Genomic DNA, 20,197 nt, shown 5'->3' with positions numbered 1-20,197 from the left:
TACTTGGGTCTCAATGACTGTTCCGGTTCGCCGCGGTGGTGGCCCGATCGACGGTGACGAGGACTTCGGCTCTCGAAGAGGCTTTCAAGGCTTCCGCTCAAGTCCATCTCCATTTTTTTGATCGGCATTCGGAGGGCAACACTTAGTGACCGACCACCGATACCGACACTCCCGTAGCGAAAGCCGCGTTCGGGACGCGGGCGCCTTGTCCATACTCGGTTTCTTCAGCGTCGCACGATCAAAGGCAGTCCCTCTATCACGGAATGAACGATTATGGATTAGCCGCTTGTGGCGCAAAGCGGTCGTTCGCTTCGCGCCTAGCGGCGCGATAAGGAGACCTGAGCGATCGCGCCCGCATTTCGCGAGGGCTGCCATCTTGATGTCCCTCGGCCTGCTCGGCCCGGTAGTAACCGTTCAGGCGGCCCGCGAACTGGCGCGCCGGTTGTCGTTTGCAGCGAACCTGCCTCAACCTTCTTGGTTAAATCACAGCTTGCATTTCGTGTTCGAGCTTCGCGATAGGTGCCGTTTCACGACGTCTTTGGCGGTCATTCTTTGTTTTTTCAGTAGTCCTACGGTCCCGCGTTAACCAAAGCAGCAAGTCGGAATTGTAGCTTGGTTCGGTCGCTGGTGAGCGCGGGTGGTTGCGCTCGCGTGGGGAATGCACCTTGAACGTTGGGCAGGTACAATGATGCGGATCATCCAAAATTTGCGGATCGGGACTAAGCTGGCGATCACGTCGGCACTCGGCGTCTTGCTGCTCGGTTCCATGATTGCCAGTCAGATCTACGGCAATGCCGGGGTGCGTCAAACCTATCAGAGTGCACTCGTCCAGCAGACGATTTCGCGTGATGCCATCGACGCCAAGGCTTCGCTCCGTGGCATGCAGATCGGCATCCGTGACCTCCGTCTCGCCAGCACTTTGGCGGATTTGCAGAAAGCCAAGGGCTACCTCGATGAACGGTTGAAGTCGGTCGAAAAGTTCGCGGACGAAATGTCGAGACTGTCTCAATCCAGCGAAAATCGCGCGCGCGTCGGAAAGCTTAAGGGGTTGGCCGTCGACTATAGTAAGGGAGGACACCAGATCGCGGCAGTGATCGGTGAAGCGATCGGCCTCGGCGCGGCGGGGGCCAGTTCGGACGCACAGGTTGCAAAGCTGAAGGGCGAGGCGATTCGCATTGCCCGTGAGGTGACCCTTCCGATCGCGGCTGAAATTGAAAAGCTCGCCAATCAGATCGCTGATTTCGCCAAGCAAAGGGCGCAAGAGGAAAATGCCGAAGCGGCGCGTGAAATGGCCGCCGCCGAGCGGGTCTCGCTGGCCATCGGCATTTGTTCGATTGTGCTGCTGTTGGCCACTTGGGTGTTTTCCTTCGTCACCATCGCTCGTCCGATGCGCTCTTTGACAGTTGCGATGGAAGAACTCGCCGGCGGCAATTTTGCTGTCGTGCTGCCCGGCCTTGGCCGCAAGGATGAAGTCGGTGGCGTCGCGGGCGCCGTCGAAAAATTCAAGATCGTCTCGGAGCAAAAGTCCCGCGACGAAGCCGAGGCCAAGGTCAAGCAGGATCAGGTCGTCGCCCAGCAGCGCAAAGCCGATATGATCAAGCTCGCGGACGATTTCGAGGGCGCGGTCGGCGAAATCGTCGAGACCGTGTCGTCGGCTTCGACCGAACTGGAGGCCTCCGCGGGCGTGCTAACGAAGACCGCCGAACGGGCGCAGGAAGTCACCACCACGGTGGCGGCGGCTTCCGAAGAAGCTTCCACCAACGTGCAGTCCGTGGCATCGGCCACCGAAGAGTTGTCGTCGTCCGTCAACGAGATCAGCCGCCAGGTGCAGGAATCGGCGCGGATGGCCGGCGAGGCCGTCGACCAGGCTCGTACTACCACCGATCGCGTCAGCGAATTGTCGAAAGCCGCAAGTCGCATCGGCGACGTCGTGGAACTCATCAACACCATCGCAGGCCAGACCAATCTGCTGGCGCTCAATGCCACCATCGAGGCGGCGCGCGCCGGCGAGGCCGGCCGCGGCTTTGCGGTTGTGGCCGCCGAAGTCAAAGCGCTGGCCGAGCAGACCGCGAAGGCCACCGGTGAAATCGGTCAGCAGATCACCGGCATCCAGACCGCGACCGAGGATTCGGTGGCCGCGATCAAGGAGATCAGCGGCACCATCGAAAGATTGTCGGAAATCTCATCGACCATTGCCGCCGCGGTAGAAGAACAGGGCGCGGCGACGCAGGAGATCTCCCGTAACGTGCAGCAGGCCGCCGAGGGCACAGGGCAAGTCTCCGCCAACATCATCGACGTGCAGCGCGGCGCCGGCGAGACCGGGTCGGCGTCTGCTCAGGTACTTTCGGCCGCGCAGTCGCTTTCCCAGGACAGCAACCGCCTCAAGCTCGAGGTCGGCAAGTTCCTTGACTCGGTGCGCGCGGCATGACGACGGTGGCAAAAGGCGTTCTAACAGTCAGCGTCAGCTTGTAGGTTGATCGACGCTGGCGGCAGGGGACCGGTTTTCGGAGGCTTCTTTTCGTGCCGAGCCGCGAGATTAAGCAGCTGCCACTTGAAAAATGGATCGGCAAGGCTTGCTAGGTCGCGGGAGTCGAACGCTCCGACTGTTCCAGGCTGGTGCGTTCATCCGGCACAACATCGGTCTCGCTGACCGGGGCGCTGGCGTATGGTCGGCAGGAAATCACCACCGATCGCACCGCGACGGTAGCCGGCGTCGTTCGGCTACGCGCCGAATCCAAAGCCAACGCATGGTCCGGCCGGATCGAAGGCGGCTATCGATTCGTTGCGCAGGGTTTTGGATGGACACCATACGCGGCGGGCCAGCTCACAACGTTCGATCTGCCGGCCTATGCCGAACAGGCGATCCTTGGCAGCAACCACCCACAGCGAACTTGGCCTTCGCACCGACGAGTCCTTTGCGATGACGAGCGCGGTCCTGACTGCGCGGCTGCGCCGCCTAGGCGCACGACTTCAACCCGGACCGCAGCATCGCCGCTCCGTTCCAGACACTGCCGGGCTCACGGCCCCGCCAGAGGTTCCTACGTCCTAGTGCCTATTATCCCAAACCCGTAGCGGCGCCTCAAGCTCAAGCATTAGCGGTCGTTCTCGTACACGGGAGCTTTGTCAACGGTGCAGGTTGGGAAGACTTCGACACCGACTACAAGAAGGACGCCTACTCATCAAGGATCCGCCTCCCGGTGCTTCCGTCCGGCGATCTTCGCCTGGAAGGCTATCTGTTTCTCGAAGGCGAAGTACCGTTTTTCAAACGTCTGCTCACGACAGGCCGCTTTTGGCGGATTGTGTTGAAGAAGTCGGCGGCTCAAATGTTTGGGATGTTGTAAGTAATCAGGGCGCGCGTGAGTTTGTTTGCTCTCAGGCCGGCGTTGGGACGGGCAGCGGGATCAGCTTTGCCAGCTTTCGGAGGTTCTGGGCGGTGGCAGCCAGCAGGAACTCGTCTTGAGCACCAAATGGACCTCTCAGCCTAAGCCGATCGAGGCGCAGGATGCGCTTCAGATGCGCGAACAGCATTTCGATCTTCTTCCGTTCACGGCGCGACCTGACATAGGCATCGGTCTTCGCGATGTCGCGCGCAACGTCTCGGGCCTGTTCGTGGATTGAACGCGGGACCTTGCGGGCAGGCATTTTCGGACAACACCGCGGCTTCAGTTCGCAAGCATCGCAGTCATACTTGCTGGCGCGGTAGAGCAGTGTTGCCCATCATTCACCAGAGTTCCGGTAGAGCTCAGCACCTTGCCGGCGGGACAGATGTAGAGATCGTGTTCCTGATCGTAGGCGAAGTCTTCGCGGGAGAACGTCCCATCGTCGCGGGCCGACTTGTCGAACACCGGAATGTGCGGCTCGATCGCGTGCTCGTTAACCAGCCACCCCAGCATCTCAGCTGAGCCGTAAGCACTGTGGGCGGCCAAGCGCTCGGGACAGAGCCCAAGGCGATCTTCGGTGCGCTCAATCATTGTGCGTGCCGCACCGACCTCGGCCTGCCGGATAGCTCGTGTCGCCTCGACATCGACGATGATCGCCGCCTTCAGGTCGATCAGGTAGTTATCGGCGTAGGCAAAGAAGGCATGCCCTTTGTGAGCGCCGGTCCATTGCGCGGCCGGATCCGATCTGGAGATGAACTTCGGTACCGTCTCGCTGGCTGCGCCCCAGGCAGCCTCATCCAGGGTATCGAGATATTCCCGGACGGATCGGCGCGTCCTGGCGACAGCCTCCCAGTCGATATCATCAGACCCGGCAGAAGAGCGCTGCTTGTTGGCATCAGCAGCAATCAGGCTGGCATCGACCGCAAAGGCCGTCCCATCAACCAGCCCTTCTGCCATGCAGCGTCGGACCACGGTCTCGAACAGCTTGCGCAGCAGATCGCAATCGCGGAAGCGGCCATGCCTATTCTTGGAGAAGGTCGAGTGGTCCGGCACCTCGCCATCGAGGCCGAGCCGGCAGAACCAGCGGTAGGCGAGGTTCAGGTGCACCTCCTCGCACAACCGCCGTTCGGAGCGAATGCCATAGCAGTAGCCAACCAGCAGCATCCGGATGAGCAGTTCGGGATCAATCGAAGGTCGGCCGGTCGAGCTATAAAATGGCGCCAGATGGCTCCGAACTTCTGACAAATCGACAAAGCGATCGATCGACCTCAGCAGGTGGCCGGCCGGAACATGTCGCTCAAGTGAGAACTCGTAAAACAGGGCCGCCTGGTCGACCTGCCGAGGACCAATCATCGATTCAAGTCTCCACCCACTAAGGGGAAATGAATCAGCGATCTCCTTCGGCTTCAACAGTCGAGTTTTTCAACACAATCGGCGCAAAGCAGCCATTCACAGTCTGGAAAATCGCGGTTCAGGCCGGCGACGCGTTGGAAGCCGACGACACCATCATGATCCTCAAATCCATGAAGATGGAGATACCCGTCGTGCGCCCGAAGCGGGCCGAGTGGTCAAGATTCTCGTCGCCGAGGGTGCACCTGCGCGAGGGCCAGGAAATAGCGGTCTTCGCCGCCTCAGTTTGTGTGCTGTCCGTATTTGATGGCAGTTTGTTCTAATTTGAATCCGGCAGCGTCTTAAATCGCTAACGACGCCTTAAGTTCTTTGTCGACGTGAGCAATATTGACCAAGGCTTTGTGCGCTGCGGGCGTCATATGGTCCCATCGGCGCCCGACACGGCATCTACCGGTGACTGAGAGCTCTACGTTCCCGCCTGTGAAGGGCGTACGCCATGTTGAATCGCCGACCATTATGTCCGACCTGCCAAGCAGCAAGGATGCTGGGACGGATCACACCCGGTCCCTGTGGTTTCCATATCCGGTCGTTCGAGTGCGCGACTTGCGACCACGCCCACCAAGCTGTAGCCGACTCGGCCGATCCGATGAATTGTCCCAGAACAAACGGCTGGCTTCACGGTCAACTGCAAGCGCCGACGTAGCATCAACTTATTTGGCGGGATTTTTGTACGAAGGCTTGGAATATACGGGCACGGTGCCAATCTCGCTCCCTGCATCGTTCATAACAGCGATGCGACGCTCGTCTTCGGGCTTATCGAGTGAAACGCCCATGGCGATCACTGCCGCCCTGATGATTGCAGCGGTATCGTTGTCGCAAACAAAGCCCGACGCATCAAAAAGCCTGTGGCCGTTTTTAACATCAAAAATGTAGCGTGGCATTGGTAACCTCTGGATTGCCAAGCACTTGCAGACGGCATTGTTCCGCGAAAAAGGCCACTGAGTTCGCCAAGGTGACAACAAGCGGTTAGCCGGATGCTCGATGACACGCTGTTCCAGGCGGGGCCTCGCGTTAGGCCATTCCTCTCACCGGTTGGACGTCCCTACAATGATGAGGACCATGGCCAATTTTCAGGATCGTGTTGCTACACTCGAACGGCAATGCCGTCCCCGAAGCTGGCGTTGTCCAGGCGTCGGAAGTCTCTAATCGACACGGCCGTGGCAGGGGACCAGGACGCGCTACAGCCCGCAGCGGCGTGCTGCAGCCTGGGCTCTAAACAGGCCCGGCGTGTTCCGTTCCTACTTCAGATTATAGGGGACCTTCCAGGCAGGCACACGTTATCCAGACAGCCCAGGCAGCTGCGGTTCCGGAGTATGTACTCCGAAGTATCGGCCGCCGAGAACTCGAAGGGAAATAAAATGCCCGCGCGCCCTAGCCATATTCCACACGTCAAAGAACGCACGGCGTTACAAAGAATGAGCTTCACGCGCGGAGTTCGGCCGGAACAAATGCAACCAGCAGGAAAGCTGGTCATTGCGGGAATGTTAATGAAGGGCTGGATCGCGAAACAACGAGACGGCAGAACCTACTGCATAACGCCGGTGGGCGATGAAGCGCTAAAAATGATTATTCCCACGAGATGAGCGGCCTTTCGATTGCGCTCCCGATAGTCACCCATTCCAATCGAGCCAGGGGTGTGTTTCGACCCTTAGTGACCTAGTTTGAAACGGCGGTGGCCAAATTTGAATTTACGAAATAAACCATGCCGAGCTGGCGGGGAACGGTCCACAACCAAAAGTGTTGTGTCTGCACAACCGCAATTTTTGGCTACCCCCCGGTGACTGAGAGTGTTGTGCTCCCGTCTCAAACGGAGCGATCCCATGGAACCGCAATTTTGGGCCGACCATATTGACGCTCATCGCTTGCTCGTACAGGTCAGCACTGGTCGAAGCACCGCCAACTACAAAGACAATCAAAAAATCTACAATCAGGGCGAAGACGCCAATTTTGTTTTCTTCGTTCAACACGGTAGCGTGAGGGTTACCACCAAATCCGAACATGGCTTAGAGACTTCGCTAGGAACAGCGCAGAAAGGACAGTTTTTCGGAGAAGCGTGCTTGCACGACGTGCCCGTGCGGATCGCTTCAGCCACGGCGATAGGTGACTGCCGAATTACCTCAGTTACAAAAGAAGCAATGCTTTCCACGATTTATCGTCAGCCCAGATTTGCAAGAATGTTCTTTGATTATTTGTCTGACCATAACAGTTGGGTTCAGAAACATTTGCTTGATCATCTTTTAGAACCCGTGGGAGCGACATGATGAATTTGGCTGGCGCAACCCAAGCCGCGACGTACAGGTCGGCCTCATCAGCCTCTTTCTTGCCAAACGGATGGACCTTAAGCGGCAGCTCGTCGACATTGTCACCGATCTCCTGGTCTGGCTCGACGCCGAAGGCAAGATCGTCAGGCGCACCAAAAAGATCTATACGATGATCCTGTTCGGCATCATCAACTACACCTACACCTGGTACGACCCCAAGGGCGCGATCGGTCCGCAGGAATTTGCGGATATGGCCGTCGAATTGTTCTTGCATGGGTTCGCGCCGGCAGGGGCTGGGAAGGCCATCACGACCGGCAAGAGAAGGCTTAGCTTTCTTGAAATCTGGGCATCGGAGACCCGGGATTCGAAATGAAGACGCCCTGATCAGTCATCGAATCTGCTTGGCATAGACCATCTGCTTCGCGACAGTTGGCATTCGACGGGGTGCGAGCTAGCAGTTGATCAGGCACCGCCAATCATCTACGGAGAAGCGAGATGTTGACCATCACCGCGATTATGCGGGTCAAGCAGGGGTGCGAGGCCGCCATGCTGGAGGCGCTGCTCGATGTCGTCAGCAGCGTGCGTGCAAATGAGCCGGCGACGATCGGCTACTACGTGTCGCAGGATGCGACGGACCCGTGCGTGTTCACGACCTACGAGCGCTATCTGGATCGACCGGCAATGGATCGGCACAACAATTCCGAGGCTGTCGCGCGCTTCTTCGGAATAGCCAAGCCCATGATCGACGGTGACGTCACGCTCGTGACGGGTATGGAACGTTCCGCGAAGTCCAACGACTGATGAACCTATCCGGTCGCGCGGGGCAAGCTGCCGTTTGCCGCGATCTCGGCGGACATCTGCTCGATTGTCTTGCGCTGCTCCATGGCGGCCCGCCGGATCAGCGCAAAAGCGGCGGGTTCGGCGACGGCGTGCGAATGCATCACCTGAAGCACGGCAGCAAGTACGACTCGACGCGAGCGAAGGCGCTCTTCCAACTTGACGACTTGTTGCTTCAGCTCGTTAGTGCGTTCGGCCCGCTCGAACGCCAGGACCAGCGCGGCATAGATGCCTGCGGACCGCAGCGGTTTGACGAGAAACGACGCCGGGTCGAGTTCCAGCACCAGTTTCAGCCGGCTTGGCGTCTCCGTGCCTAGCAGGGCGATGACGGGGCATTGTCCGGGCAAGGCCCGTTGCGCGGGCGAGGCGAGCGGCAGGAATTCATCGTCGATCAGCGCCACGTCCGGGCGGCATTCGAGGGCGTCACCCGTTTCCCATGTGAAGATGTCGATACCCAGGCGTTCGAACTGTCGCTTGACGATCGACAGGTCACGTTCGTCCTTGACGGCGACCAGCGCTCTGCGCCCGCGGAGGGAGAATGAAGAAGGCTTGCTCATTTCACCACCCGCAAATGAGACGCAATCGGCGAAGCTTCGGCCCTTGATGTTTCGCGAGCAGGTCCGGCGGCGACATCGAGCTGCGTCAAATAGGGATCCGGCTTGACCGGCGCGTCTGCTTCCCAGAAGAGATCAAATTGTCCTTGCGCGTTGGAGACGGCCAGTCGCGGCGTAAGGACGCAATGGTTGTTGTCACCGTCGATCCAGACCGGCCCTTGCGGTGAGTTATAACGATAGCCTGCGGCCGCACGCCGCACTTCACCGATGCTGGAGGTGCCAGCCCGACTGAGCGCGCGCGCCAGCAGGTAGACCGCGACATAGGCGGATTGCCCGTCGACGGAAGGGCTGCTGGCTTCACCATGGCGCGACTTCCAGCGCTCGACGAAAGCACGGTTCTCGGGCAGTTGGATGCTCTCGAAATAGGCTGATGAGGTGATGCATCCGGCAGATGCGGGTCCAACGATCTTGAGTTCCGGTTCGCAGAGGCTGCAGCTCAGCATCGGAATGTCGAGACCGGCTGCCGTGGTGGCGGCATGAAAAGCGCGGATGAAATCGTAGCTCGAACTTCCCACCAGCGTATTGAAGACGACCGGCGGCTTGCGGCGGATGATTTCGTCGACGATATGCCCCACCGCGCTCTCGCCCAGCTCGAGCAGCCGTTCAGCAAGGATGCATCCTTGCGCCGCCGTTACCAGTTCGCGTGTGACGCGATTGGTTTCCCATGTCCAGACATAGTTGGACCCGACGCAGAAAACCTGACGCGATATATTGTCGAGCATATACCGCACGAGCGGCAGGACGTTGTGGTTGGGTGACGCGCCGACATAGATGACATTGTCGGAACATTCGAACCCTTCGTAACGCGCCGGATACCAGAGCAGGCGATCGGTGCGTTCAACGATCGGCAGCACTTGCTTGCGCGATGCCGAGGTGTAGCAGCCGATGATGTGCTCGACGCCCGCATTGCGAATGAGATCGTCACAAACCGTGTGATATTCCGAAATGACGCCGTGGGGGTCGCGAACATGCGCCGTGAGTGAGAAGTCGAAATCAGGATGACTGTTGATCTCGTCGACTGCCATCAAGGCGCTCTTGAGAATCTCACGCCCCATGGCGTGATAGGGCCCGGACTGCGAACATATGATGCCAACTGGAACCGATGGCTTTGTCATTGATGCCTTTCGACAGCGCGACGCCTTGGGAGTTCATCATGGCCGATGCCAGTGCAGGAAGTCTTGCACAATTGCTGCGCATGAGGCCTGCGAAATTTGTGCATCCTCTCTCGTTGACAATGTGTAGGGCAGGAACTTAGACTTTCTCCCACAGGGCTTCCTGTCGAACCTTGCTTGCTTCGATCGGGCCGATGACGTCCCGATCCCTGCTTTCGATGCTCCGTTCGATCCAGGGTCCATGCGATAGATCATAGCTGCGGCATCAGAGCCATTCGTCACCTCATTCTGAGGGGCGGGTGGCTTTTTTCTTTTGCCGCAACAGAAGGTTGGCGATGCAAGCGTGTCGCCAAGCCGGTGGTGCTTGCGCGGTGACAGAGCCGCGGACGCACTTGGGAACACGACGGCGGGGGGACGACAGGCCATGGCAGCGACAGATATTTCTTACCTCGGATTAGTCGAGGTCGGGCAGCAGATACACGCGAAGAAGCTGTCACCGGTTGAGGTGACGAAGGCGATGCTCGACCGGATCGAACGGCTCGATGGCAAGCTCAAGAGCTACGCCCATGTCATGGCGGATTCCGCGCTTGCGGAGGCGGCCGTTGCCGAAAAGGAAATTGCGGCCGGGAAGGTCAGGGGGTCACTGCACGGCGTGCCGGTAGCGATCAAGGATCTGTGTTGGGTCAAGGGTGCGCCGGCCGCGCATGGCATGACCATCCATCGCGGCTTCCGCCCCGACGAGGATGCTACGGTCGTCGCGCGTCTGAAGGATGCCGGCGCGGTTATCCTCGGCAAGCTGCAGCAGACCGAAGGCGCCTATGCTGATCACCACCCGAAAATCGATCCGCCGAAGAATCCGTGGAACGCGGAATTGTGGACGGGCGCATCCTCGAGCGGCTCTGGTTCCGCGACAGCGGCCGGCCTTTGTTTCGGATCTCTTGGAACCGACACCGGTGGATCGATCAGGTTTCCTTCGGCGGCCAACGGCGTCACAGGGCTGAAGCCGACCTGGGGGCGGGTCAGCCGCTACGGCGCATTCGAACTCGCGGCTACGCTGGATCACATAGGACCGATGGCGCGCAATGCAGTCGATTGCGGTGCGATGCTGGGTGTGATCGCAGGCCAGGATGCCAAGGATACCACGGCGGTGCCGTTGCCCGTGCCGGATTATCTCGCGGGCCTGCCGGGCAATCTGCGGGGCGTTACGATCGGCGTCGATCGGCGTTGGACCAGCGAAGGAACCGATGAGGCCGCAAGCAAGGTTCTGAGCGAGGGTCTGCGGGCCGCGGCAGAATTAGGCGCGAAGATCAGCGAGATCAATTTCCCGGACGCCAAGGCGGTTGTCGATGACTGGTTTCCGCTTTGCGGCGTCGAGGCGGCGGTGGCGCACGAGGCGACCTATCCGTCGCGCAAGGACGAATATGGCCCCGGACTTGCGGGACTGCTCGACCTTGGCCTTGCGCAATCCGGCGCCGATTATCAGAAGATCGTGCTGCGGCGCGAAGCGTTTCGCGGCGCGGTGCGGCTGCTCTTTGAATCGGTCGATCTCATCGCCGTACCGGCCCAGGCCTTCGCCGCGCCCACGCTCGCCAAGATGGCCGCGCTCGGCGAAGACGCGTCGCTGATTGCCGGGTTGCTGCGCTTTACCTGCCCGTTCGACATGACCGGAAGTCCGACCGTTACGCTTCCGGGCGGCTTCGCCCAAAGCGGCGGGCCTGTCGCCTTCCAGTTCGTCGGCCGCCACTTCGATGAAGCGGGTCTCGTTCGTGCCGGCGACGCGTTCCAGCGCGTCACCGATTGGCACACACGCCATCCTGCTCTCTGATCAAAGGAATCGTTCGCATGACAGTTGAAGATTGGTTGACGAGTTCCATCATGGCGAAGCGAGCCGTCGCCAAGGGTGTGGCTGGCGCACGGCATAGCCTGACGATCGAGGAGCAGGGAGGCTTTCACTACGTCTACGGGCCCTATGCAAAGCCGACCTTGTCGATCGATCCCGGGGGCGTCGTCGTGGTCGAAACCGAGGATGCGTTCGGCGGTGCGCTCACGAGCGAGAGCGACAGCCCGACCGCGAAGTTGAACTTTCCATACCTCAATCCGCAATGCGGTCCGATTGCGGTCAAGGGCGCCAAAAAGGGCGATTGCCTCGCGGTTTATATCCGCGACGTCGAGACGCGCGGCGAGCAACCGGCCGGAACAACCTGCATCATCCCCGAGTTCGGCGGGCTGGTCGGGACCAGTTCCACGGCGATGCTGAATCCACCGCTGCCCGAACGTGTACGCAAGCTGCATGTCGACAGGAACGGCGTGCGATGGAGCGACAAGATCACGCTGCCCTACGAGCCGTTCATCGGCACGATTGGGGTGTCGCCCGAGATCGAGGCGATCTCCTCCCTGCAGCCGGACTATCACGGCGGCAACATGGACCTGCCCGACGTCGGCCCCGGAGCCGTTCTTTATCTGCCCGTGCATACCGAGGGCGGGCTTCTCTACGTCGGTGACTGCCATGCAACACAGGGGGACGGCGAACTCTCCGGTGTGGCGCTTGAGCAGCGTGCGACGGTCACACTCCAGGTCGATCTGATCAAGAACTGGAGCTTCGCCTGGCCGCGTCTGGAGACCCGCGACTTCATCATGACGATCGGCAGCGCACGCCCGCTCGAGGATGCGGCGCGCATCGCCTATCGCGAACTCACGCGATGGATGAGCGCGGACTACGGCTTCGACGAGATCGGCGCGTACATGTTGCTCAGCCAGGCCGGGCGAATGCGGCTCGGCAACATGGTCGACCCGAAATACACGATGGGTGCGTCGATCCTGAAAAATTATCTCAAGGCGTGACCTCCACCAGCTTTCAACGAAGGGGATACTTTTATGAAGTCAGGACACCTGCTCAGATCTGCGCTTCTTGGTGCCATACTCGGGGTAGCGACATGCGGTGCCGCCCAAGCAGCCGAACCTCCCTTGAAGGTCGGCCTGCTCGAAGACGTCTCCGGCGATCTTGCATTCATGGGAATGCCGAAACTCCGCGGTTCGCAGCTTGCCGTCGAAGAAATCAACAAGAAGGGCGGCATTCTCGGACGACAGATCGAGCTCATCCATCTCGATCCGCAGGGCGACAACGCCCGCTATCAGGAATTTGCGCGGCGTCTTCTCAGCCGCGACAAGGTCGACGTTCTGATCGGAGGCATCACGTCTGCTTCTCGCGAGGCCATCCGGCCGATCATCGACCGAACGACCACGCCGTACTTCTATACCAACCAGTATGAAGGCGGCGTGTGCGACGCCAGCATGATCAGCATGGGGGCGGTGCCCGAGCAGCAGTTCTCGACGCTGATCCCCTGGATGGTCGAAAAGTTCGGCAAGAAGGTCTACGTCATCGCCGCCGACTACAATTTCGGTCAGATCTCGGCGGAGTGGAACCGGAAGATCATGAAGGACCTCGGCGGCGAGGTCGCCGGAGAAGAATTCATTCCGCTTGGCGTTTCACAGTTCGCGCAGACGATCCAGAACATACAGAAGGCAAAGCCGGACTGGATCCTGACGATCAATGTCGGCGCAGCCCAGGACTCGTTCTTCGAGCAGGCCGCCGCAGCCAAGCTCAACCTGCCGATGGGGTCGTCGATCAAGGTCATGCTCGGCTTCGAGCACAAGCGGTTCAAGCCGCCGGCGCTCAACAATATGCATGCGACCGCGAACTGGTTCGAGGAGATCGATACGCCTGAAGCCAACGATTTCAAAAAGCGCTGGCGCGCGAAATTCGCCGATGAACTCTACATCAACGACATGGGCTACAACGCCTACAACACCCTCTATATGTACAAGATGCTGGTCGAGAAGGCGAAGTCGATCAAGCTGGAGGATATGCGCAAGGTGATCGCCACGGGCGAAGCCTGCATCGAAGCGCCCGAAGGCCAGGTTTGCATCGACCCGAAGAGCCAGCATACGTCTCACCGCATGCGTTTGATCTCGGTTGGGCCCCAGCATGAGGTCAAGGTCGAGAAGGACTACGGAACGATCAAGCCGTATTGGCTCGGTGAGATCGGCTGCGACCTCACCAAGAAGAATGACAAGGATCAGTACACGCCGAGTCATCTTCCCAAGAAGTCGTGACACGTTGATGGGCACGAATCTTGCTCCTGCAATCGTGCCCATTCGCGTCATGATGTGGAACTACATGGGCGCCGCAACGATGCGGCGCCATGAAGGGGCAGGAGGACAGGATGTCGGCTGAACTATTCTCGGTATTCTATCAGTTCGCTGACGTCTTTGCGTTTCTGATCCTGTCTGCGGCGGGCCTTGCCATCGTGTTCGGCATGATGGGCGTCATCAACATGGCGCATGGCGAATTCATCATGTGCGGCGCCTATGTAACGGTCGGACTGGTGAAGCTCGGCGTGCCGCTCCCGATCGCGCAAGCGCTTGCCGCGTTGACGGCGGGGTTGATCGGCGTTGCCGTCGAATACCTCGTGGTGCGGCGCTTCTACAAAAGGCCGCTGGATTCCCTGCTCGCGACCTGGGGCCTCAGCTTGATCGTCACGCAATCGATGCTGCTGATCGTGGGATCGTCGATCACCGGCATCGGCACGCCGGAGGGCAGCTTTGCGATCGGCGGCTATACCTTCTCGACGTATCGCCTTGTGCTGTTTGCCTGCGCGATCGCCGTGCTGGTCGGTCTCTACGTGACCTTCATGAAGACGCGTTTTGGGGTGATGGCCCGGGCGACGATGCAGAACGCCGCAATGGCAAGGGCGCTTGGTGCGCGCACGGGACGTATCTATGCGATTAGTTTCGGCATCGGCGCGGGGCTCGCGGGTCTTTGTGGCGCGCTTTACGCACCGACCATGACGTTGATCCCGACGATGGGTGCTACGTTTGTGGTGGAGAGCTTCGTCACTGTCGTCGTCGGCGGGGCAAATGTCCTGCTCGGAACGGCGCCGGCCGCCGTGTTCCTGGCGATCATTCGAATGGCGCTGAATGCAACCTATGGGCAGATCATCGGCCAGATCGGCATGCTGTTTGCCGTCATCCTGATCATTCGCGTCCTGCCCGAAGGCATTTCCAGTGTGTTGGTCCGTCGTGGCCGCTAATCGGGAGAATTGATGTTCAAGTTGCTTGATGGTTCGCAGACCCTGGGAAGGGGACCGACGTTCTGGTCCTGTTTCCTCGTCGTGCTGGCAGCCGCGCTGATCTATCCGGTCTTTGCGGACGCCTATGATGTCGGCAACTTCTCCTATTTCTTCATCTGGATCTTCATGGCGCTCGGTCTCTGCCTGATGTGGGGATATGGCGGCATGCTGTCGTTCGGCCAGACGCTCTTCTTCGGCATCTCAGGTTACGCCTATGGCGTGCTGGCCATCAATATGGGAGGTGGATCGACGACGATCGTTGCGCTCGTCCTGTCGATAGTCATTGCGATGATCGCGGCAGGTATACTCGGCTACTTCATGATCTGGGGCGGCATCAGCGGAATCTTCTTTGGTATCGTGACCCTGTCGGCGACGCTGGTGCTGGCGTTCTTCCTTGGGCAGACGGCCGGGCCGGAATGGCGTATCGGCTCCGCACGGCTGAACGGCTTCAACGGCATGAAGGGCATGGATCCGCTCGCCATCGGCGATTTCTACATCGAGGGGGTTGCGCTTTACTACGTGATGGTGGCGCTGATCGTGATCGTTTACCTCGCGCTGCGTATGCTGGTCAATTCGCGTATCGGCAACGTGATCGTCGCCACGCGTGAGAATCCGCAGCGCGCTGAAATGCTCGGTTACGATGTCCGCAAATATCAATTGCTCACATTCATAATTGGAAGCGGGCTCGCGGGCCTGAGCGGTGCCCTCTATACGGCTTGGGGTCAGTTCATTACCCCATCGAGCATCGGGTTGCCGGCAGCGGCCATGCCGATCGTGTGGGTCGCATTTTCCGGACGCAGCGATCTGACCGCGACGCTGGTGGGCTCGTTCCTGCTGCTGTTCGGCTTCCAGACCATCACGGTTTATAGCCAGCAGGCCGCGCTGGTGCTGATGGGAGGCCTTCTGCTCGCCACCGTGATGCTGGCGCCGCAGGGCTTTGTGCTCGGTGTCGGCAAGTTTGTCGCGGATCGATGGAGCGCGCGCCGGCGGCGCGGCTCAAAACTCGTCCTGGCGGACACCAGCCGCCTGCAACCGGAAGAGAGCTGATCATGGCGCTGGTTGATGTGAAAGGGGTGACAAAGCGCTTCGGTGGATTGACCGCCGTTTCCGATGTCGATCTGACCGTGAATGTCGGCGAGGTACACTGTCTGATCGGTCCCAACGGGGCCGGGAAGAGCACATTGTTCAAGCTGATTGTTGGTCTTTATCCGCCAACCAGGGGCACGATCCTGTTCGACTCCATCGATATCACCGAAGAGCGCCCCTTTGCGCGGGTGCAGCGGGGCATGAGCATCAAGATGCAAGGGCCGAGCGTCTTCAAGGAGTTGCCGGTCCGGCAGAATATCCAGATCGCGCTTCAGAAGCGCTTTTCAGGCGCCAAGCGCGTCGTTGAGGAAGACCGGCTGCTCGAGCTTCTCAATCTGGCGCCGGACAGCAGCAAGCTCGCCGGAGCTCTCTCGCACGGCCAGCAGCAATGGCTCGAGATCGGGATGGCGCTGGCATTGCAGCCGCAGCTTCTGCTTCTGGACGAGCCGACCGCCGGCATGTCGCCGGAGGAAACGTTCAGGACCGGCGAACTGATCAAATCGCTCAATGCCGAAGGCATGACGGTTCTGGTCGTCGAGCACGATATGGCGTTTGTACGCCAGATTGCCCAACGCGTAACTGTGTTGCATCTCGGCAAGATCTTCGCGCGTGGAAGTCTGGAGGCGATCATTCAGGACGAGAAGGTGGCCGAAATTTACCTTGGTAAGACACATGTCCACTGAACGAATTCTCGAACTGTCGGAGCTCTGGGCGGGTTACGGCGCTACGCCGATCCTCCAGGGCGTGAGCATGACGATCTCCCGCGGCGAAATCGTTGGCGTGATCGGCCGCAACGGCGTGGGCAAGTCGACGTTGATGCGGTGCTTGATCGGGCTCCTTGAAACGTGGCGAGGTACGATCACGTTCATGGACCAGGATGTCACGCAGCTGCCGGCCGACGCCCGCGCCCGCGCCGGCTTCGGCTATATCCCGCAGGGACGGGACGTGTTTCCGCAGATGAGCGTCGAGGAAAATTTGCACGTTGGAGAGTTGATCGGCGGGCCGAAGGGCAAGAAGCTGCCGGAATTGGTCTACGAATACTTTCCGCGGTTGAAGGAGCGCCGGCGGCAGATCGCGGGCACCATGTCGGGGGGCGAGCAACAGCAACTTGCCATCGGGCGCGCGCTGATCGGAAACCCGAGCCTGATGATTCTCGACGAACCGTCGGAGGGCGTGCAGCCATCGATCGTGCAGCACATTTGCGAAGCGCTGAAATCGTTCCGCACCGAACTTGGGACGACGATCGTTTTTGTCGAGCAGAATCTCGACACGATCATGGCGATCGCCGAGAGATGCTACATCATGGAAAAAGGCAAGATCACGCGATCGCTGACCGGCGAGGACGTGACCGCGGACAATGTCCGTGCGCAACTATTGTTGTGATGCAAGTAGCGTTTGGCGGCAACTTGCTCGAAAGCAAGAGCGGCTCGAAATCCGATAAACAGGGAGGAATCGAACATGGATCTGGGACTCAAGGGAGCCAAGGTTCTCGTCACGGGCAGTACCAGGGGGATTGGCAGGGCGATCGCCGAAACGTTCGTCGCGGAGGGCGCCAATGTCGGCATCTGCTCGCGCAATCAGGCGGACGTGGACAGCGCCGTCGCGGCGCTCAAGGCAAAAGGCGCTGCGGCCTTTGGCGGCGCGCTCGATGTGTCCGATGGTGTGGGTCTCAAGGCCTGGGTGAACGACATGGCATCGAAGCTCGGTGGCGTCGATGTCGTCGTCGCCAATGTCAGCGCGCTTTCCATCGGCCAGGACGAGGAGAGCTGGGAGAAGGAATTCTCCACGGACATGATGGGAACGGTGCGCCTGGTGAATGCCGCGATGCCGTATCTTGAGAAAAGTGCCGCGGGGGCAATCGTGACGATCTCCAGCGTCTCGGGCCGGGAGGTGGATTTCGCGAGCGGCCCGTACGGCACTTTCAAGGCCGCGATCATCCATTACACGCAAGGTCTGGCCAACCAGTTGGCGGGCAAGGGCATACGGGCCAATTCCGTGTCTCCGGGCAACACGTATTTCGAAGGTGGGGTCTGGAACATGATCAAGGACAACAACCCCGAACTGTACAAGACCGCGCTGGCGCTCAATCCGACCGGCCGGATGGGCACGCCGCAGGAGATGGCGAACGGCGTCGTGTTTCTTGCGAGTCGCGCCGCGAGTTTCATCACGGGAACGAACCTTGTCGTGGACGGTGCCTTGACGCGCGGTGTCCAGTTCTAGGGTGGCGGGGTGTCAATATGTCTGCGGATGAGCTGCACTACAAATCTATATCTGAACTCTCCAGGCTGTTTCGTCGGAGGGAGCTATTGCCATCAGAGGTTACCGAAGCGGTGTTGAGCCGTATAGGCAAACTCGATGGAAGGTTGCACGGATATGCCGTTGTCCTGGCGGAGCGGGCGATGGCGCAGGCCAGGAAGCACGACTGCGAGATCGCCAAGGGAATCTGGCGCGGCCCCCTTCATGGCGTTCCGATCGGGTTGAAAGACCTGTGCTACACGACATTTGCGCCGACCGCGGGCGGGACGAAGATTCATTCGCAATTCGTGCCGTCGTTCAATGCGACGATCGTTGACCGGCTCGAGCGCGCCGGCGCGGTCACCCTCGGAAAGCTCAAGATGACCGAAGGTGCCTACACCAGCCATCATCCGGACGAGCAGGCCCCGCTCAATCCCTGGAACGCCAATTACTGGGTCGGCTCGTCTTCGAGCGGATCTGGTGTCGCGACCTCTGCCGGGCTTTGCTACGGTTCGATCGGCAGCGACACCGGCGGGTCGATAAGATTCCCGTCGGCGACCTGCGGGCTGACCGGAATCAAGCCGACATGGGGCCGGGTCAGTCGGCATGGCGTTTTCCCATTGGCGGACTCGCTCGATCATGTCGGACCGATGTGCCGAAGTGCTGCGGATGCCGCCGCAATGCTGGGCGTCATTGCGGGCGCGGATGTAAACGACCCAACGGCTTTGCCGGCTCCCGTGCCGAATTATCTGGCTCGGATCGGGGATGGCGTGCGCGGTCTCAGTATTGGCGTGGACCGAAACTACACCCAGGAAGGAGTAGACCCGCAGGTCGTGGCGGCCCTGCTCGAAGCCGAGCGCACGCTCGCGGATCTCGGCGCAGAAATCCGTGAGGTTCGATTTCCATCCTACGAGAAACTTGTCAGTCTATGGATACCGATGTGCTCGGTGGAGACAGCCGAAGCCCACCTGGAGACTTATCCGTCGCGCAGGTCGGAGTACGGTCCGGACCTGGCTCAGTTGATCGAACAAGGCAGATCGGTAAGCGGTGTTGAGGTCGCGGCCATTCATCACGAGCGACTGAAATTCTCCGGCAGCCTGGCGGCGCTGTTCGAGGAAATCGACCTGTTGCTCGTCCCCACGATGCCGATGCCGATCCCGACGCTTGCAAAGATGAGTGAATATGGCGCCGATCCAGGCGTGTTGTTGAGCATCTTGCGGTTCACAGCCGTGTTCGACTTCAGCGGCAGCCCCACGATTACGCTGCCGGCGGGAATCACTTCGGATCAGATGCCGCTGAGCATGCAACTGGTCGGTCGCCATCTTTCCGAAGAGGTGCTTGCACGCGCCGCACACGCCTTTCAGTCAACGACGGACTGGCATACGCGGCGGCCTCCCATCGGATGATGTGTTGGCTGTGGACACACCGTGCACGGCCTATTATTTCTCAGGAGTAGTGCAGCCAACCGTTATCGATGTCGTGTTTAATCGCGCCCCCAAATATGACGACGGCTTCCGAAGCTCGTTCCGAAGCGAAATTGCGAAGGGAGTAATCTCGATTTCAAGCCCGCCGACTGCGATTTTGCAGCTAAGCCAGCCGATGCCTCTACGCGCCACCCAAAATGACGCCGCGGATTGCGGGGCACCGTTTGTGCACCGAGACGCCAAAACGGGTATTGATGTACTCACCTCTTTCAAATAGCCAGTTGGCGAGCAATTTCGGGTTGCCACTTTCGTTTGGTTGCTGCCGCGTAGCGCAGCGTATTGCGCCAATCTAAGCAACTGATCTCTTCAAACGAGTGGGCCGCTCTATGGTCTTAGGAGCCAATCGAGTGGCTGCTCATGGCGCAAAGCTGCCGTTCACGGGCATGTCCGCTCCTGGGGGTGAAACGGAAGTGGAATTCTGGGACGTTCGGGTCCGTTGATGACCCACAGCGGGCTTCGTTTCCTAGGAAGGGCGCTCCGAGCCCAATTCGCCAAATGAGCGGTTATGGAATGACCGCGTATGGCACGAAGCCAACATGCGGCAGCAACCTGACAATGTCCGCTTCTGAGGGTAGACCGGACTTGCCGTTTAAGTGGGGCCACTTCCGGGTTTAACCCACAACGGACTCTGGCCGCCTGCTGGAACACG

Annotated in this window: 19 protein-coding genes and 1 pseudogene; 16 read left to right on the top strand and 4 right to left on the bottom strand. The window is 59.7% G+C overall.

The window, feature by feature from the left end:
- The first annotated feature begins 685 nt into the window (after positions 1-685).
- Positions 686-2,428 carry a methyl-accepting chemotaxis protein gene (locus tag JQ558_RS00565; RefSeq protein ID WP_212292523.1) on the top strand — a complete coding sequence of 581 codons (1,743 nt, stop codon included), beginning with the start codon at positions 686-688 and terminating at the stop codon, positions 2,426-2,428.
- Positions 2,429-2,616: 188 nt separating this feature from the next.
- Positions 2,617-3,072 carry an autotransporter outer membrane beta-barrel domain-containing protein gene (locus JQ558_RS00560; protein ID WP_409410472.1) on the top strand — a complete coding sequence of 152 codons (456 nt, stop codon included), beginning with the start codon at positions 2,617-2,619 and terminating at the stop codon, positions 3,070-3,072.
- Between the two features lie 300 nt (positions 3,073-3,372).
- Here JQ558_RS00560 and JQ558_RS00555 read toward each other — a convergent pair.
- Positions 3,373-4,733: pseudogene (locus JQ558_RS00555) on the bottom strand (IS1182 family transposase).
- Positions 4,734-4,762: 29 nt separating this feature from the next.
- Between JQ558_RS00555 and JQ558_RS00550 the strand changes: the two are divergent.
- The gene (locus tag JQ558_RS00550; protein WP_212292522.1) at positions 4,763-5,053 is read left to right on the top strand and encodes a biotin/lipoyl-containing protein; all 291 of its coding nucleotides are present in this window, start codon (positions 4,763-4,765) and stop codon (positions 5,051-5,053) included.
- A gap of 387 nt (positions 5,054-5,440) precedes the next feature.
- On the opposite strand, the gene JQ558_RS00545 is transcribed toward JQ558_RS00550, so the two are convergent.
- Positions 5,441-5,671 (bottom strand): DUF6894 family protein, encoded by a 231-nt coding sequence (locus JQ558_RS00545; protein WP_212292521.1) that lies wholly within the window; start codon positions 5,669-5,671, stop codon positions 5,441-5,443.
- Between the two features lie 432 nt (positions 5,672-6,103).
- Here JQ558_RS00545 and JQ558_RS00540 point away from each other — a divergent pair, with 432 nt between their 5' ends.
- The 4 genes from JQ558_RS00540 (at position 6,104) to JQ558_RS00525 (ending at position 7,852) form a co-directional block, all read left to right on the top strand.
- Positions 6,104-6,373, top strand: a complete 270-nt coding sequence (locus JQ558_RS00540; RefSeq protein WP_212292520.1) for a hypothetical protein — start codon at positions 6,104-6,106, stop codon at positions 6,371-6,373.
- Between the two features lie 237 nt (positions 6,374-6,610).
- Entirely contained in the window at positions 6,611-7,051 is a 441-nt protein-coding gene (locus JQ558_RS00535) for a Crp/Fnr family transcriptional regulator (RefSeq protein ID WP_212292519.1), read from the top strand.
- 70 nt (positions 7,052-7,121) lie between these two features.
- Positions 7,122-7,424: a hypothetical protein gene (locus JQ558_RS00530; protein WP_212292518.1), complete on the top strand. Its 303-nt coding sequence runs from the start codon at positions 7,122-7,124 to the stop codon at positions 7,422-7,424.
- Between the two features lie 122 nt (positions 7,425-7,546).
- Positions 7,547-7,852, top strand: coding sequence for a putative quinol monooxygenase (locus JQ558_RS00525; protein WP_212292517.1), 306 nt, complete (start codon positions 7,547-7,549; stop codon positions 7,850-7,852).
- 5 nt (positions 7,853-7,857) lie between these two features.
- On the opposite strand, the gene JQ558_RS00520 is transcribed toward JQ558_RS00525, so the two are convergent.
- Both JQ558_RS00520 and JQ558_RS00515 read right to left on the bottom strand, forming a co-directional pair.
- The gene (locus JQ558_RS00520) at positions 7,858-8,445 is read right to left on the bottom strand and encodes an ANTAR domain-containing response regulator (protein WP_212292516.1); all 588 of its coding nucleotides are present in this window, start codon (positions 8,443-8,445) and stop codon (positions 7,858-7,860) included.
- Positions 8,442-9,617, bottom strand: coding sequence for a transporter substrate-binding domain-containing protein (locus JQ558_RS00515; RefSeq protein ID WP_212292515.1), 1,176 nt, complete (start codon positions 9,615-9,617; stop codon positions 8,442-8,444). Before JQ558_RS00515 ends, JQ558_RS00520 begins: the two co-directional genes overlap by 4 nt.
- A gap of 421 nt (positions 9,618-10,038) precedes the next feature.
- Here JQ558_RS00515 and JQ558_RS00510 point away from each other — a divergent pair, with 421 nt between their 5' ends.
- The 9 genes from JQ558_RS00510 (at position 10,039) to JQ558_RS00470 (ending at position 19,470) form a co-directional block, all read left to right on the top strand.
- Positions 10,039-11,439: an amidase gene (locus JQ558_RS00510; protein WP_212292514.1), complete on the top strand. Its 1,401-nt coding sequence runs from the start codon at positions 10,039-10,041 to the stop codon at positions 11,437-11,439.
- 17 nt (positions 11,440-11,456) lie between these two features.
- Positions 11,457-12,455: an acetamidase/formamidase family protein gene (locus JQ558_RS00505; RefSeq protein WP_212292513.1), complete on the top strand. Its 999-nt coding sequence runs from the start codon at positions 11,457-11,459 to the stop codon at positions 12,453-12,455.
- Positions 12,456-12,488: 33 nt separating this feature from the next.
- The gene (locus JQ558_RS00500; RefSeq protein ID WP_212292512.1) at positions 12,489-13,727 is read left to right on the top strand and encodes an urea ABC transporter substrate-binding protein; all 1,239 of its coding nucleotides are present in this window, start codon (positions 12,489-12,491) and stop codon (positions 13,725-13,727) included.
- A 110-nt stretch (positions 13,728-13,837) separates the two neighbouring features.
- On the top strand, positions 13,838-14,704 hold the full coding sequence (locus JQ558_RS00495; RefSeq protein WP_212292511.1) for an ABC transporter permease subunit: 867 nt from the start codon (positions 13,838-13,840) through the stop codon (positions 14,702-14,704).
- 12 nt (positions 14,705-14,716) lie between these two features.
- Positions 14,717-15,790: a branched-chain amino acid ABC transporter permease gene (locus tag JQ558_RS00490; protein WP_212292510.1), complete on the top strand. Its 1,074-nt coding sequence runs from the start codon at positions 14,717-14,719 to the stop codon at positions 15,788-15,790.
- Positions 15,791-15,792: 2 nt separating this feature from the next.
- Positions 15,793-16,512: an ABC transporter ATP-binding protein gene (locus JQ558_RS00485; protein ID WP_212292862.1), complete on the top strand. Its 720-nt coding sequence runs from the start codon at positions 15,793-15,795 to the stop codon at positions 16,510-16,512.
- Positions 16,502-17,212, top strand: coding sequence for an ABC transporter ATP-binding protein (locus tag JQ558_RS00480; RefSeq protein ID WP_212292509.1), 711 nt, complete (start codon positions 16,502-16,504; stop codon positions 17,210-17,212). The genes JQ558_RS00485 and JQ558_RS00480 overlap by 11 nt, the downstream gene beginning before the upstream one ends.
- Positions 17,213-17,287: 75 nt before the next feature.
- Positions 17,288-18,049, top strand: a complete 762-nt coding sequence (locus JQ558_RS00475) for an SDR family NAD(P)-dependent oxidoreductase (protein ID WP_212292508.1) — start codon at positions 17,288-17,290, stop codon at positions 18,047-18,049.
- Between the two features lie 17 nt (positions 18,050-18,066).
- Positions 18,067-19,470 (top strand): amidase, encoded by a 1,404-nt coding sequence (locus JQ558_RS00470; RefSeq protein WP_212292507.1) that lies wholly within the window; start codon positions 18,067-18,069, stop codon positions 19,468-19,470.
- Positions 19,471-20,197 lie beyond the last annotated feature (727 nt).

Source organism: Bradyrhizobium sp. AUGA SZCCT0160 (assembly GCF_018130105.1).
GTDB lineage: Bacteria > Pseudomonadota > Alphaproteobacteria > Rhizobiales > Xanthobacteraceae > Bradyrhizobium.
Note: the sequence above shows the minus strand (reverse complement) of the source record. Positions and strands in the feature narration are given on the sequence as shown.

Excerpts from the sequence above, each read along its gene's own strand:
- JQ558_RS00495 (WP_212292511.1), top strand. The coding sequence starts at position 13,838 with ATGTCGGCTGAACTATTCTCGGTATTCTATCAGTTCGCTGACGTCTTT.
- JQ558_RS00510 (WP_212292514.1), top strand. The coding sequence starts at position 10,039 with ATGGCAGCGACAGATATTTCTTACCTCGGATTAGTCGAGGTCGGGCAG.
- JQ558_RS00505 (WP_212292513.1), top strand. The coding sequence starts at position 11,457 with ATGACAGTTGAAGATTGGTTGACGAGTTCCATCATGGCGAAGCGAGCC.
- JQ558_RS00545 (WP_212292521.1), bottom strand. The coding sequence starts at position 5,671 with ATGCCACGCTACATTTTTGATGTTAAAAACGGCCACAGGCTTTTTGAT.
- JQ558_RS00535 (WP_212292519.1), top strand. The coding sequence starts at position 6,611 with ATGGAACCGCAATTTTGGGCCGACCATATTGACGCTCATCGCTTGCTC.
- JQ558_RS00525 (WP_212292517.1), top strand. The coding sequence starts at position 7,547 with ATGTTGACCATCACCGCGATTATGCGGGTCAAGCAGGGGTGCGAGGCC.
- JQ558_RS00540 (WP_212292520.1), top strand. The coding sequence starts at position 6,104 with ATGTACTCCGAAGTATCGGCCGCCGAGAACTCGAAGGGAAATAAAATG.
- JQ558_RS00500 (WP_212292512.1), top strand. The coding sequence starts at position 12,489 with ATGAAGTCAGGACACCTGCTCAGATCTGCGCTTCTTGGTGCCATACTC.
- JQ558_RS00520 (WP_212292516.1), bottom strand. The coding sequence starts at position 8,445 with ATGAGCAAGCCTTCTTCATTCTCCCTCCGCGGGCGCAGAGCGCTGGTC.
- JQ558_RS00480 (WP_212292509.1), top strand. The coding sequence starts at position 16,502 with ATGTCCACTGAACGAATTCTCGAACTGTCGGAGCTCTGGGCGGGTTAC.
- JQ558_RS00475 (WP_212292508.1), top strand. The coding sequence starts at position 17,288 with ATGGATCTGGGACTCAAGGGAGCCAAGGTTCTCGTCACGGGCAGTACC.
- JQ558_RS00550 (WP_212292522.1), top strand. The coding sequence starts at position 4,763 with ATGAATCAGCGATCTCCTTCGGCTTCAACAGTCGAGTTTTTCAACACA.
- JQ558_RS00485 (WP_212292862.1), top strand. The coding sequence starts at position 15,793 with ATGGCGCTGGTTGATGTGAAAGGGGTGACAAAGCGCTTCGGTGGATTG.
- JQ558_RS00470 (WP_212292507.1), top strand. The coding sequence starts at position 18,067 with ATGTCTGCGGATGAGCTGCACTACAAATCTATATCTGAACTCTCCAGG.
- JQ558_RS00530 (WP_212292518.1), top strand. The coding sequence starts at position 7,122 with ATGGACCTTAAGCGGCAGCTCGTCGACATTGTCACCGATCTCCTGGTC.
- JQ558_RS00565 (WP_212292523.1), top strand. The coding sequence starts at position 686 with ATGATGCGGATCATCCAAAATTTGCGGATCGGGACTAAGCTGGCGATC.
- JQ558_RS00490 (WP_212292510.1), top strand. The coding sequence starts at position 14,717 with ATGTTCAAGTTGCTTGATGGTTCGCAGACCCTGGGAAGGGGACCGACG.
- JQ558_RS00515 (WP_212292515.1), bottom strand. The coding sequence starts at position 9,617 with ATGACAAAGCCATCGGTTCCAGTTGGCATCATATGTTCGCAGTCCGGG.